Annotated in this window: 11 protein-coding genes; 8 read left to right on the forward strand and 3 right to left on the reverse strand. The window is 72.1% G+C overall.

What is annotated here, in order from left to right; all coding sequences use genetic code 11:
- Window positions 1–274: 274 nt before the first annotated feature.
- From AC07FT_RS14270 to AC07FT_RS14295, 6 genes are all read left to right on the forward strand, one after another.
- Window positions 275–1,186: an NTP transferase domain-containing protein gene (locus AC07FT_RS14270; RefSeq protein ID WP_479176474.1), complete on the forward strand. Its 912-nt coding sequence runs from the start codon at window positions 275–277 to the stop codon at window positions 1,184–1,186.
- Window positions 1,187–1,467: 281 nt separating this feature from the next.
- Window positions 1,468–2,910 (forward strand): molybdopterin molybdotransferase MoeA, encoded by a 1,443-nt coding sequence (locus AC07FT_RS14275; RefSeq protein WP_479176624.1) that lies wholly within the window; start codon window positions 1,468–1,470, stop codon window positions 2,908–2,910.
- Window positions 2,907–3,965, forward strand: coding sequence for a potassium channel family protein (locus AC07FT_RS14280; protein WP_431772046.1), 1,059 nt, complete (start codon window positions 2,907–2,909; stop codon window positions 3,963–3,965). Before AC07FT_RS14275 ends, AC07FT_RS14280 begins: the two co-directional genes overlap by 4 nt.
- Window positions 3,966–3,988: 23 nt before the next feature.
- Window positions 3,989–4,966, forward strand: coding sequence for an NAD(P)H-quinone oxidoreductase (locus AC07FT_RS14285; protein ID WP_479176475.1), 978 nt, complete (start codon window positions 3,989–3,991; stop codon window positions 4,964–4,966).
- Window positions 4,967–5,068: 102 nt separating this feature from the next.
- The gene (locus AC07FT_RS14290) at window positions 5,069–5,503 is read left to right on the forward strand and encodes a hypothetical protein (RefSeq protein WP_479176476.1); all 435 of its coding nucleotides are present in this window, start codon (window positions 5,069–5,071) and stop codon (window positions 5,501–5,503) included.
- A 77-nt stretch (window positions 5,504–5,580) separates the two neighbouring features.
- Complete coding sequence (locus tag AC07FT_RS14295; protein WP_479176477.1) at window positions 5,581–6,144, forward strand: bacterial proteasome activator family protein; 564 nt, start codon at window positions 5,581–5,583, stop codon at window positions 6,142–6,144.
- Window positions 6,145–6,234: 90 nt separating this feature from the next.
- Here the strand turns inward: AC07FT_RS14295 and AC07FT_RS14300 are convergent, their stop codons facing one another.
- Window positions 6,235–7,869 carry a Stk1 family PASTA domain-containing Ser/Thr kinase gene (locus AC07FT_RS14300; RefSeq protein ID WP_479176478.1) on the reverse strand — a complete coding sequence of 545 codons (1,635 nt, stop codon included), beginning with the start codon at window positions 7,867–7,869 and terminating at the stop codon, window positions 6,235–6,237.
- A gap of 309 nt (window positions 7,870–8,178) precedes the next feature.
- On the opposite strand from AC07FT_RS14300, the gene AC07FT_RS14305 reads away from it, so the two are divergent.
- Entirely contained in the window at window positions 8,179–9,756 is a 1,578-nt protein-coding gene (locus AC07FT_RS14305; RefSeq protein WP_479176479.1) for a protein kinase domain-containing protein, read from the forward strand.
- A 94-nt stretch (window positions 9,757–9,850) separates the two neighbouring features.
- Here the strand turns inward: AC07FT_RS14305 and AC07FT_RS14310 are convergent, their stop codons facing one another.
- Together AC07FT_RS14310 and AC07FT_RS14315 are read right to left on the reverse strand one after the other, a co-directional pair.
- On the reverse strand, window positions 9,851–10,882 hold the full coding sequence (locus AC07FT_RS14310; RefSeq protein ID WP_479176480.1) for a phosphotransferase: 1,032 nt from the start codon (window positions 10,880–10,882) through the stop codon (window positions 9,851–9,853).
- Window positions 10,883–10,989: 107 nt separating this feature from the next.
- Entirely contained in the window at window positions 10,990–11,652 is a 663-nt protein-coding gene (locus tag AC07FT_RS14315; protein WP_431772051.1) for a response regulator, read from the reverse strand.
- Window positions 11,653–11,976: 324 nt separating this feature from the next.
- On the opposite strand from AC07FT_RS14315, the gene pdhA reads away from it, so the two are divergent.
- Window positions 11,977–13,140, forward strand: coding sequence for a pyruvate dehydrogenase (acetyl-transferring) E1 component subunit alpha (gene pdhA, locus AC07FT_RS14320; protein ID WP_479176481.1), 1,164 nt, complete (start codon window positions 11,977–11,979; stop codon window positions 13,138–13,140).
- The last annotated feature ends 1 nt before the right edge of the window (window position 13,141 follow it).

A 13,141-nucleotide genomic window follows, 5' to 3' on the forward strand; every position in this document is an offset into this window, starting at 1 on the left:
GCCTTCGGCATGGGGGACCCCGAAGCGTCCAGGGCCCCCACCCCTGCGACCCCGGCCCCTCCCGTCTCGTCAGCGGCTTGGCCCAGCCGCCCCCGGCTACCGCTGGGAGGTGCCCCCGGCACCAGACACCGCGGGCTCACGAAGACCGGCAGGACAGGACCTCGTCGTGTCCCTCTGGCGTGCGGTGCCGGTGGTGGTCCGCACGGCCGCCCGCGGTCCTGTCTGCGTCGCGGCATACGGCGCGGGTGGTGGGCCGTCGGGTCGGAGCCGCCTCATGGTGCTCTGGTGCGCCGGTGGGGGTGGGGTCGGGGCGTGCCCCGCGGGCCATACTCGTGGGGTGACTCCCGGTGCGTATGACGCTGTGATCCTGGCCGGAGGCGCCGCCCGGCGCCTCGGTGGGGCGGACAAACCCGCTCTGCGGGTGGGCGGACGCGCCCTGCTCGACCGTGTGCTGGCCGCCTGCCGGGGTGCCGGGGAGACCGTCGTCGTCGGACCGCGCAGGCCGACCGCCCGGCCCGTCCGCTGGGTCCGCGAGGAGCCGCCGGGCGGCGGGCCCGTGGCCGCCCTGGACGCGGGCGTACGGCAGACCACCGCGCCCGTCGTGGTCGTGCTCTCCGCCGATCTGCCCTTTCTCACCGCCGATACCGTGACCGCCCTGCTCAGCGGGGTGGGGGACGGCGACGGTGTGATCCTCACGGACGCCGACGGACGGGACCAGCCCCTCGTCGCCGCCTATCGTGCCGAGGCGTTGCGGCGCGAGCTCGCGCTGCTCGCCGCGGAGCACGGGCGCCTCTCCGGCCTTCCGCTCCGGCTGCTCACCTCCGAGCTCTCCCTCGGTCTCCTCCACCACCCGACGGCGTCCTTCGACTGCGACACCTGGGAGGACATCACGACAGCCCGTGCGCGGATCAGGGAGCATGGAGTCGTGTTGGATGAATGGATCACCGCGGTCAAGGCCGAACTCGGGATCGACCTCGATGTCGACACCGCCGCCCTGCTCGACCTGGCACGCGACGCCGCGCACGGAGTCGCCCGCCCCGCCGCCCCGCTGACCACCTTCCTCGTCGGCTATGCCGCGGCCCAGGGCGGCGGACCCGAGGCGCTGGCCGAGGCGATGCGCAAGGCGTCGGCGCTGGCCGCCCGTTGGGCCGACGAGGCCGGGACACCGGAGCAGTCGGCGGGATGACGCGACGCGACGGGACGGGGGACGACGAGGCGCTCGACCGTGAGGTCGACGAGGCGCTGGCGCTCGCCAACGAGCGGGCGACGCCCGCGTCCCCGCCCGAGGACGACGACGAGGAACGGGACTGGGCCAGCCCCGCCCTCGACCTCGCCCGCGGACGTACCGGCCGCCGGACCCCACCGCCGGAGCGCCGCCGCGCGACCCCGGGAAGCGCCGGGGAAGCCGCTGACGAGACGGGAGCGACCGGGGACGCAGGGGTGGGGGCCCTGGAGGCTCTCGTGCATATGTCGCGCCGGTCTCCGCGCGACCACACGGACCACACGTCCCCGGGCACCGGCGCCAGGAACAGACGGTCCGGGGCCCCCGCACCGGAGGCCCCGGACCCGCATCCGGAAGACGACCCCGGCGTACCCACCACCCCCCACACCTGGTCCGCCGCCCGCGCGACCGCCTCCGCCGCCCCCCAAGCCCCCCAAGCCCCCCAAGCGCAGGCAGCGGCGCCCGCCGCCACCGTCGTGCGCCCGCTCGCCGACGCGCTCGGCGAGGTCCTCGCCGAGCCCCTCGCGGCCCTCACCGACCTTCCGCCGTTCGACACCTCCGCCATGGACGGCTGGGCCCTCGCCGGTCCCGGTCCCTGGCGCCTCCTCCAGGACCCCGAGGAGCCCGGGGTCCTCGCCGGGCACGGCGCCCCCGCCCCGCTCCCCGACGGGCGGGCCGTCCGCATCGCCACCGGTGCCCGGATCCCGCCCGGCGTCACCGCCGTCCTCCGCTCCGAACACGGCACCGACAGCGGTGACGGCTGGCTCCACGCCGCTCCCGCCCATCCGGTCGCCATGGGCCAGGACATCCGGAACCGGGGCCAGGAGTGCCGCAGCGGCGATCACCTGCTGCCCGCGGGCACCCCGGTCACCCCCGCCGTGCTGGGGCTCGCCGCGGCCTCCGGCTACGACGAGCTGGTCACCGTCCGCGCCCCGCGCGTCGAGGTCCTCGTCCTCGGGGACGAGCTGCTGACCGAGGGCCGGCCGCGGGACGGCCGGATCCGGGACGCGCTGGGCCCCATGGTCGGTCCGTGGCTGCGGGCGCTCGGCGCCGAGGTGGTGCGGACGAGCCGGCTGGCCGACGACGCCGACGCGGTCCACGCGGCCGTGGCCGGGTCGACCGCCGATGTGATCGTCACGACCGGCGGCACCGCGGCCGGACCGGTGGACCATGTGCACCCCACACTGCGCCGCCTGGGGGCGGAGCTGCTGGTCGACGGGGTGAAGGTACGGCCGGGGCATCCGATGCTGCTGGCACGGCTGGCGTCCGGCCGGCACCTGGTCGGTCTGCCGGGCAATCCGCTGGCCGCCGTCTCCGGTCTGCTGACCCTCGCCGAGCCGCTGCTGCGCACCCTCGGGGCCCGCCCCGGGACCGAGTCGCGCCGGATGCCGCTGGCCGCGGCGGTGCGCGGACATCCGGCCGACACCCGGCTGGTGCCCGTGGCCTTCCGGCGCGGGGCGGCCCTGCCGCTCCGCTTCAGCGGTCCGGCGATGCTGCGCGGTATCGCGGCGGCGGACGGGCTCGCCGTGGTCCCGCCCGGCGGCGCGGACCTGGACGACCCGGTCGAGGTGCTGCCGCTGCCCTGGTCGGTCGGGTACGGCAGGACACCCGCGGTACCGGCCGGGGCCACGGCCCCCGGCAGATCCGATGACGACGACGGCATACCCACCCCGGAGGCCCTTGCGTGAAGCTGCCCAGTCAGGACGCGGCCGCCCGTCCCCCCGAGGACACCAGTCACCGTGTCCGGCTGCCCCACTTCTCGGCGGGTCCGCTGCGCCAGGTCGTCAGCCGACTGCTGCTGGCCCTGTTCGTGATGGTGCTGACCGTGGTCATCGTGTACACGGACCGGGCCGGCTACCACGACAACAGCGACAACCACGTCGACTTCCTGGACTCCGTGTACTACTCGACCGTCACGCTGTCCACGACCGGTTACGGCGACATCGTCCCGTACAGCGACAGCGCGCGGCTCAGCAACATCCTGCTCGTCACCCCGCTACGCGTGATCTTCCTGATCATCCTGGTCGGCACCACCCTCGAGGTCCTGGCCGAACGCACCCGTGAGCAGTACCGCTTGAACCGCTGGAGGTCCGCCTTGCGCGATCACACCGTTGTCGTCGGCTTCGGGACCAAGGGGCGGTCCGCCGTGCAGACGCTCTGCGCGACCGGGCTGCGCAAGAACCAGGTGGTGGTCGTCGATCCCAATCACAAGGTGATCGAGGCGGCCAACGCGGAGGGGTACGCGGGGGTCGTGGGCGACGCGACCCGCAGCGATGTGCTGCTGCGGGCGGAGGCGCAACGGGCGCGGCAGTTCGTGATCGCGACCCAGCGCGATGACACCGCGGTGCTGGTCACCCTGACGGCACGGCAGCTCAACAAGCGCGCCAACATCGTGGCCGCGGTGCGGGAGGAGGAGAACGCGCCGCTGCTGCGCCAGTCCGGCGCCGATGCGGTGATCACCAGCGCGAGTGCGGCGGGGCGGCTGCTCGGGATGAGCGTGCAGAGCCCGACCGCGGGCGCGGTGATCGAGGACCTGATCCAGCAGGGCAGCGGACTGGACCTGGTGGAGCGCACGGTGGTCAAGGCGGAGGTGGGCCGTTCGGTGCGGGACACCGACGACCTGGTGGTCTCGGTGCGGCGCGGCCACCGGCTGCTGGCGTACGACGACCCGGACGCGAGCCCGCTCCAGGCGGCCGACCGGCTGATCACGATCGTGCGCGCGCCGACGCCGTCGGAGGAGTGAGCGGCGGGAGTAGCCTCGCGGCCATGCATGCGATCACGATTCCCGAACCCGGCGGACCGGAAGCGCTTCTGTGGGCGGAGGTGCCCGACCCCGTGCCCGGTGAGGGGGAAGTCCTCATCGATGTGGTGGCCGGTGGTGTCAACCGCGCCGATCTGCTGCAGCGTCAGGGCGTCTATCCGCCGCCGCCCGGCGCCCCTTCCCATCCGGGTCTCGAGTGTTCGGGCCGGATCGCCGCGGTGGGCCCCGGTGCCACCGGCTGGGCGGTGGGGGACGAGGTGTGCGCGCTGCTCGCGGGCGGCGGCTACGCGGAGCGGGTGGTGGTTCCGGCGGGGCAGGTGCTGCCGGTGCCGGAGGGGGTCGACCTGGTCACCGCGGCGGCGCTGCCCGAAGTGACCGCGACCGTATGGTCGAACGTCTTCATGATCTCCCATCTGCGGCCGGGCGAGACGCTGTTGGTGCACGGCGGCTCCAGCGGGATCGGCACGATGGCGATCCAGCTCGCGAAGGCGGTCGGGGCGCGGGTCGCGGCGACCGCGGGGAGCGCGGAGAAGCTGGCGGCCTGCGGTGAGCTGGGGGCCGACATCCTCATCAACTACCGCGAGCAGGACTTCGTGGAGGAGGTGCGCCGGGGCACCGACGGTGCGGGGGCGGACGTCATCCTGGACATCGTCGGCGCCAAGTACCTCGCCCGGAATGTGGAGACGCTCGCCGTGAACGGCCGGCTGGCCGTCATCGGCCTCCAGGGCGGGGTGAAGGCCGAGCTCAACCTCGCCACCCTGCTGGCCAAGAGCTGCGCGGTGATGGCCACCGGGCTGCGGGGCCGTTCGCTGCCGCAGAAGGCGGCGATCGTCGCGGCGGTGCGGGAGCACGTCTGGCCGCTGATCGGCAGTGGCCGGGTCCGTCCGGTCGTGGACCGTACGGTGCCGATGCGGGAGGCCGCGGAGGCGCACCGGCTGCTGGACTCCGGTGAGCATGTGGGCAAGGTGCTGCTCACGGTCTGACCCGGGCCGGAACACGGACAGCGGTGCCTGGAATGCCCAGTTCGCACCCCTGTGTGAACCTGAACCCGTTACGCACCGGTTCAGCACGGGAGAGTGACGACCGTGACCCCTGCGCTCCGCACCCTTCCCGCGGCCCTGCTCGTGGTGGCCGTGCTGTCGTCGGCCCCCGTGGCACGGGCCGACGACGGCGGGCTCGCGGGCACCCACGCCGGGGAGGGCCGTACGCACCCGGGCCGGACCGATCCGCCCGCCGCCTCGCCCCCCGCCGACGACGGCGGGTTCAGCGAGGAGGGGGAGGGCGGCCGGTCCTGGCAGCTGGTGCCCCGGTGGACACCGTCCGGGCTGACCCCGCCGGAGACGGAGGGGCCGCCGATGGCCCGGGAGCTGGCGCCGCCGCAGCGCCGGTACGAGACGGGCCGTACCGCGGCCGAGCCGTCCGGCCGGGCGATGCGGGTACTGCCGCTGGGCACCGGGCTGGCGCTGACCGGACTCGGGCTGGGGCTGGCGTTCCTGGGGCTGCGGCTGCGCCGCCGGTGAATCCCCGGTGGGGTATCCGGGGCCGCCGGGTCCCCCCTCGCCCTCCGTACCAGGTGCCGGTGCGGAACAATGGGGGTATGAACCAGCCGATGAACGAACGCTCGCAGGAGAGCCCGCACGTCCTGGTCGTCGGTCCGGACGGCATGGCGCTCGGCGGTGTCACTCCTGGCGAGGGCAGTGGTGACGACGAGTCGCGCGAGGTTCCCGTGACGGACATGGTCGAACAGCCGGCGAAGGTCATGCGGATCGGCAGCATGATCAAGCAGCTTCTGGAGGAAGTCAGGGCGGCACCTCTCGACGAGGCCAGCCGGGTCCGGCTCAAGGAGATCCACTCCAGTTCGGTGAAGGAGCTGGAGGACGGGCTGGCGCCCGAGCTGATCGAGGAGCTGGAGCGGCTGTCGCTGCCCTTCACGGACGACGTGGTTCCCACCGAGGCGGAGCTGCGTATCGCCCAGGCGCAGTTGGTCGGCTGGCTGGAGGGTCTCTTCCACGGCATCCAGACGACGCTGTTCGCCCAGCAGATGGCGGCCCGCGCCCAGCTGGAGCAGATGCGCCGGGCGCTGCCGCCGGGCGTCGGCCCCGAGGACGGCGAGTTCGGGACACCGCCGCACGGCGGAGCCCGTTCGGGCCCGTATCTCTGACGGGTTCCGCGCCCTGGAAAGCGTGGCGGGCCGCCCCGGGACACGTGCCCGGAGCGGCCCGCCGTCGTCTGCGCCGCGAGCCGGTGCGGATCAGTCGTCCGGCATACCGGTGGAGACGGTCAGCTCGATGGTGTCCGTGTCCGGGTTGTACGGCTCGTAGTTCCGGTACGTGTAGTTGAGGACCGTGCCCTTGCCCCAGAGGTTCTCGTCCTCGGTGGTGACCCGGTACTTCCAACCCGCCCGCTGGATGCACTTCTTGACGGAGTCGATGTACTTGTTCTGGAAGTCGGGCACCCAGTAGCTGCCCTTGTGGGACGAGTCCTCGGACGCGTCCGTGCACTTCTCGACTTCGATGGTCTTGGTCTTGTCGCCCATCCGGAAGCCTGCCGGGGTCGCGGTGGGCTTCTTGGTGGGCTCCTTGCTCTCATCGTCCTTCGAGCCGTCGCCCCCGCTGAGAGCGATCACCAGGACCAGGGCGAGGACCGCGATCGCCGCGACGACGGCGGAACCGATGATCACGCGCTTGTTGCCGTTGCCACCGCCCCCGTTCGAGGGCGCCGGGGAGGGGCTGAGGCTGTACGGCGGCGGGGTGGCGGCCCCTCCGCCGTACGCGGGCGGCGGGGTCTGGAAGCCCTGCTGGCCCACGGCCTGGGTGGGCGTCGGGGTGGACGGGCCGAAGGCGCCGAACTGGCCGGTGGGCTGCGGCGGCTGGTACGGCGTCTGGACCCCGCTCTGGCCCGGGGCGGCGTGCTGCTGGTCGACCGGCGGGAAGACCGCCGAGCCGACACCGGAGCCGCTGCGGGCCGGGGGGCCACCGCTGATGATGATCGGTGTGGCACCGGTCTGGCCGGTGCGGGTGACCCGGGCGCACTCGTCGCGCATCGCCTCGGCGGTGGGGAAGCGCTCGTTCGGGTTCTTCTTCAGCGCGCGGGCGACCAGCGCGTCCACCGCCGGGGGTATGGACTGGTTGATCGTGGACGGCGCGACCGGCTCTTCCTGGACGTGCGCGTAGGCGATGGCCAGCGGGGAGTCCGCGTCGAAGGGCAGCCGCCCGGTCAGCAGCTCGAAGAGCATGATGCCCACCGAGTACAGATCGCTGCGGGCGTCCACGCCGCGGCCCAGCGCCTGCTCGGGGGAGAGGTACTGCGGGGTGCCCACGACCATGCCGGTCTGGGTCATGGAGGTCACACCGGACTGCATGGCGCGGGCGATACCGAAGTCCATGACTTTGACCACATTACGCTTGGTCATCATCACGTTACCGGGCTTGATGTCCCGGTGGACCAGCCCCATTTCATGGCTGATCTCCAGCGCCGCCAGGACGTCGCCGGTGATTTTCAGCGCCTTTTCGGTCGGCATCGCGCCGTATTGCCGGACGTCGGCGTCCAGTACCGAACGCAGCGGCTGGCCCTCGACGTACTCCATGACGATGTACGGCATCAGGGCGTCGTCGAGCGAGTCCTCGCCCGTATCGAATACCGAGACGATGTTGGTGTGCGTGAGCTTCGCAACAGACTGCGCCTCGCGGCGGAAACGCTCCCTGAAGGACTGCTCGCGCCCGAGTTCGCTGTGGAGGGTCTTGATGGCGACCTGGCGGTCCAGCACCGAGTCGTAGGCCAGGTGAACGGAGGCCATGCCGCCCTCGCCCAGCAGGTCACGGAGTTCGTAGCGGCCGTTCGCCAGGGATCGCCCCTGGTATCGGCCCGGTGCGCCCTGCTGGCTCATTCCTGCATCCCCCTCGGCGCACCCACTGTTCTGACGCGCACGTTTCAACGCATTGATCTTCAAGTTCTGGATATCGTGGCCAAGTCTGCCCGAGGCCACGGACACGTCAAGCCGCGTGCCCGTTCCGTGACCGGATGCGCAAGAACCCGTCACGCGATTTGCATCGCTTCACCGCGAACAGGTTTGATGGCCGGTCCATCACAACCGAAGCGTGGCGCGATGCCTGTAGCGTGCCTAGCAGGAACCGTACCGCCCGTGGGCGGGGCGATGTAGACCAGACCCCCACCGAGAACGAGACGGCGAGGACCGATGGCACAGACCCAGAGCGCCCAGGGGCCTTCCGAACCTGAGGCCAGCGGGTCCGGAATGTCCGACTCGCCGGAGTTGTGGGGCAACGGAGGGCTCGTCGGTGATGGGCGATATCGCCTGACCCACCGCCTCGGCCGCGGTGGTATGGCCGAGGTGTTCGGCGCCGAGGACCTGCGGCTCGGCCGTACGGTCGCGGTGAAGCTGCTCCGCGCCGACCTCGCCGAGGACCCCGTCTCCAAGGCCCGCTTCACCCGCGAGGCACAGTCCGTCGCCGGGCTGAACCACCACGCCGTGGTCGCGGTCTACGACTCCGGCGAGGACGTCGTCGGCCAGAGCACCGTGCCGTACATCGTCATGGAGCTGGTCGAGGGCCGGACCATCCGCGATCTGCTGCTGAACGCCGAGGCGCCGCCGCCCGACCAGGCGCTGATCATCGTCTCCGGGGTGCTGGAGGCGCTGGCCTACAGCCACCAGCACGGCATCGTGCACCGTGACATCAAGCCCGCGAACGTGATCATCACCAACAGTGGCGCCGTCAAGGTCATGGACTTCGGTATCGCCCGCGCCCTGCACGGCGCGCAGTCCACCATGACCCAGACCGGCATGGTCATGGGCACCCCGCAGTACCTCTCCCCGGAGCAGGCCCTCGGCAAGGCCGTGGACCACCGCTCCGACCTGTACGCCACCGGCTGTCTCCTCTACGAGCTGCTGGCGCTGCGTCCGCCCTTCACCGGCGAGACCCCGCTGTCCGTCGTCTACCAGCACGTCCAGGACATCCCCGTGCCGCCGTCGGAGAGCTCCGGCGGTCAGGTGCCGCCGGAGCTGGACGGTCTGGTGATGCGCTCCCTCGCCAAGGACCCGGACGACCGGTTCCAGAGCGCCGAGGAGATGCGCGGGCTGGTGCAGTACGCCCTCCAGATGCTGCACGAGGCGGGCGGCCACACCGGGATGTGGAACACCGGTCCGGTCACCCAGCACCTGGGCGGCTCCACCCCCGCCATGGGCATGCCCGGCGTCGGGGCGACCACCGCGCTGCCGCACCCGGGCCACGGCGACACCTCCCAGCAGCCGCTCATCCCCACCCGCGGCGGCGATGACGACGACGGCTACGGCGGGTACGACGACGGCTCCGGCGGACGCCGCAAGGGCCGCGGCAAGGTGTGGCTGATCGCCGCGCTCGCGGTGATCGCCATCATGGCCGGGGTCGCCTTCGCCCTCCAGGCCGGGAAGAAGGGCGGCGGGAACACGCCGGACAAGCCCCCGGCGACCGAGCAGCAGAAGGAGACCTCGAAGCCGAGGGACAAGCCGAGCGACGAGCCGTCCGACACGACGCCGTCCGAGGACAGCACCGACGACACGGACGACGACTGGACGCCGAGCCAGGACCCGGAGCCGTCGTACTCCGACGACTGGCCCACGGACAAGCCGAGCGACGAGCCGTCGGACGAGCCCTCGGACGAGCCGACCGACGACGAGACCACGCCCGACGACGATGAGACCACCACGCCGCCGGAAGAGCCGACCGACGAGCCGAGCACCCCGGACCTGCCGACGGACGACGCCAGCGACGTGGGCTGATCCACCGCGGGAGACGTGATCGGACGGCCGGGGCCCGGTGCCCCGGCCGTCCGGCGTTTCCGGACGACTGCCGGGGTGGCCGGCGGTCGCCGGGTCAGTCGCAGAAGGCGTCCCGGACCGCCTCGTACTCCCGCGTCCACCACACCACCAGCGCCGCGGCCGCCGGGAACTGGTGATCGGCACGGCGGTCCCCGCGCTGGTAGCGCCAGCGCAGCATCCAGAAGTCATGGAGCCGCTCCCACCACACCCGGTGGACGGCGGCGGCCATCTCGCCCGCCCCCGCGCCCGCCGTACAGCGGTAGGCACGGGCGTAGGAGCGGATCTTGGGGAGCTCCAGGGTGCCCCCGGGACGTACGAAGAAGATCGCGGCAGCGCGGACCGCCTCCTCGGCGCGCGGATGCACCCCCAGGCGGTCCCAGTCGACGATGGCCGCCGGTTCCGTATCGCGGTAGAGCAGGTTCAGCGGGTGGAAGTCACCATGGACCCAGCCGGTGACCGGGACCGCCTCCGGCCGCCGGTGGGCGTACCGCTCGACCAGGCTCCGCCGCTCGACCAGCCGGTGCTCGGCGAGCTCGTCGAAGGTGTCGCGCGGACGGTGGCCGCGGACCAGCGCCAGCAGCTCGTCGATGACGGCGAAGGTGTCCTCGGGGGCGGCCGAGGGATCCGGGGGCTGCGGATCGTGCGACCGCGTGCGCATCACCCGCTCCAGGCCGGTGTGCACGACCCCGAGCAGTCCGCCGAGCCGCCAGCACTGGGGGGCGGTCAGCTCACCGCCGTCCCGGTGTCTGCCGTCCACCCAGGGGTGCAGGGCGTAGCAGCGCCCGCCGATGACCGCGACGGTGTTCCCGTGGGCGTCGGCGACGGGCGGGGCGACGGGCAGGCCGAGCGCCTCCAGCCGCTGGGTGGCCCGGTGCTGGCGGATGATGGCGGCGCGGTCGCCGTCCAGGTGGTGCTTGAGGAAGAAGCGGCCGCGGGTGGTGGTCAGGTGGTAGCCGCGGTTGAGCAGTCCCTGGGTGAGCGGGCGGCAGGACAGCGCCTCACCGGTGCCGTCGTAGCGGCGGAGCAGGTCGCTCAGCGTCGCCCCGTCGGGAGCGGGCTCGGCGGATGTGACATGTGAGCGCGGCACTTGCCAGATGTTAGATCACGCGGCGTCACGGACCGGGCGCGCAGGTGTACCAGGGGGGCGGGTCGGTGCGGGGAGGGGCGGGCGCCGGCGGCAGGCGCTCCGGGGCCTCAGTGCTTCTGGGTCTCGGCCTGCATCCGGGCCACATAGGCGGCGGCCTGCGAGCGGCGCTCCATGCCCAGCTTGGAGAGCAGACTGGAGACATAGTTTTTGATCGTCTTCTCGGCGAGATGGAGCCGTTCGCCGATCGCCCGGTTGGTCAGCCCCTCCCCGATCAGCAGCAGGATCCGGCGCTCCTGCTCGGTGAGCGAGGCCAGCCGGTCGTCGGGCTTGGCGACACCGCCGCGCAGCCGGTCCAGCACCCGGGCGGTGGCCACCGGGTCCAGCAGGGAGCGGCCCGCGGCCACGTCCCGCACCGCGGCGAGCAGTTCGCCGCCCCGGATGTCCTTGAGCACATATCCGGAGGCACCCGCCATGATGGCGTCGAACAGTGCCTCGTCGTCCGCGAAGGAGGTGAGCATCATGCAGTGGACGGACTCGTCGCGCGAGCGGATCTCCCGGCAGACCTCGACCCCGCTGCGGTCCGGCAGCCGGACGTCGAGCACGGCGACATCCGGACGGGTGGCCGTGATCCGGGCCAGCGCGTCGGCCGCGGTGCCCGCTTCGCCGACCACTTCCATATCCGGCTCGCTCGCGAGGAGCTCCCGGACGCCGCGCCGTACGACTTCATGGTCGTCGAGTAGGAAAATCCTGATTTTTCCTTCATCGCGCACGGATCCAGTCTCACACACCAACTCTTCCCGTGCCTTTGTCCAGCGGGATACCGTGCGCTTGTCCGGCGGACTGCGGGGCTGTGACCAGTGGATGTGTCCCCATCGGCGCGATTTACTTGGAAATCCAAGCAAAATTGCAGGTCAGGTGGGGTTTCGTAGATATGCGATGCACTGGGTAACGTGCTTTTTGCAGGACCAGCCGCCGGGAAACCTGTCACGCCCGGTCGGGCTTCGACGCACCCACCCCGTGCGCCGTCGTCATGAACGGGCGAGCCGCAACTGGCCGCCGGCGGATCCCGGAGGCCGGACAGACGGAGGAGCAACGTGACCGTGGAGAGCACTGCCGCGCGCAAGCCGCGCCGCAGCGGAGCCAAGCGCACGAGTGCGGGGAACGCCAAGAAGAAGGCGGCGGGCCAGACCGATCTCGTACAGCTGCTGACCCCCGAGGGCGAGCGGGTCGAACACCCCGAGTACTCCATCGACCTCACCCCCGACGAGCTGCGCGGCCTCTACCGCGACATGGTGCTCACGCGCCGGTTCGACGCCGAGGCCACCACCCTGCAGCGCCAGGGCGAGCTGGGCCTGTGGGCCTCGCTGCTGGGCCAGGAGGCGGCGCAGATCGGCTCCGGCCGGGCACTCAACGACTCCGACTACGTCTTTCCCACGTATCGGGAACACGGTGTGGCCTGGTGCCGGGGTGTCGACCCGACCAATCTGCTGGGGATGTTCCGCGGGGTGAACCACGGTGGCTGGGATCCCAACAGCAACAACTTCCACCTCTACACCATCGTCATCGGCTCCCAGACGCTGCACGCCACGGGCTACGCCATGGGCATCGCCAAGGACGGCGCCGATTCCGCGGTGATCGCCTACTTCGGTGACGGCGCCTCCAGCCAGGGCGACGTCGCCGAGTCCTTCACCTTCTCCGCCGTCTACAACGCCCCGGTCGTCTTCTTCTGCCAGAACAACCAGTGGGCCATCTCCGAGCCGACCGAGCGCCAGACCCGGGTGCCGCTCTACCAGCGCGCCCAGGGCTTCGGCTTCCCCGGCGTCCGGGTGGACGGCAATGACGTGCTGGCCTGCCTCGCCGTCACCCGGGCCGCGCTGGAGCGGGCCCGCACCGGCCAGGGCCCGATGCTCATCGAGGCGTTCACCTACCGCATGGGCGCCCACACCACCTCCGACGACCCGACGCGCTACCGTTCGGCCGAGGAGCGCGAGCTGTGGGAGACCAGGGACCCGATCCTGCGGCTGCACACCTACCTGACCAAGCAGGGACTGGCCGACGAGGAGTTCTTCGCCGGTCTGGAGCGGGAGAGCGACGCACTGGCCAAGCGGGTTCGTGACGCGGTACGTGCCATGCCGGACCCCGACGACCTGGCCATGTTCGAGCACACGTACGCCGACGGCCACGCCCTGGTCGACGAGGAGCGGGCCCAGTTCGCCGCGTACCAGGCTTCGTTCGTCACCGCTGAGGAAGGCATCTGAC

This window comes from Streptomyces sp. NPDC045899, from assembly GCF_056431485.1.

Excerpts from the sequence above, each read along its gene's own strand:
- AC07FT_RS14305 (WP_479176479.1), top strand. The coding sequence starts at position 8,179 with ATGGCACAGACCCAGAGCGCCCAGGGGCCTTCCGAACCTGAGGCCAGC.
- AC07FT_RS14275 (WP_479176624.1), top strand. The coding sequence starts at position 1,468 with ATGTCGCGCCGGTCTCCGCGCGACCACACGGACCACACGTCCCCGGGC.
- AC07FT_RS14295 (WP_479176477.1), top strand. The coding sequence starts at position 5,581 with ATGAACCAGCCGATGAACGAACGCTCGCAGGAGAGCCCGCACGTCCTG.
- AC07FT_RS14285 (WP_479176475.1), top strand. The coding sequence starts at position 3,989 with ATGCATGCGATCACGATTCCCGAACCCGGCGGACCGGAAGCGCTTCTG.
- AC07FT_RS14270 (WP_479176474.1), top strand. The coding sequence starts at position 275 with ATGGTGCTCTGGTGCGCCGGTGGGGGTGGGGTCGGGGCGTGCCCCGCG.
- AC07FT_RS14300 (WP_479176478.1), bottom strand. The coding sequence starts at position 7,869 with ATGAGCCAGCAGGGCGCACCGGGCCGATACCAGGGGCGATCCCTGGCG.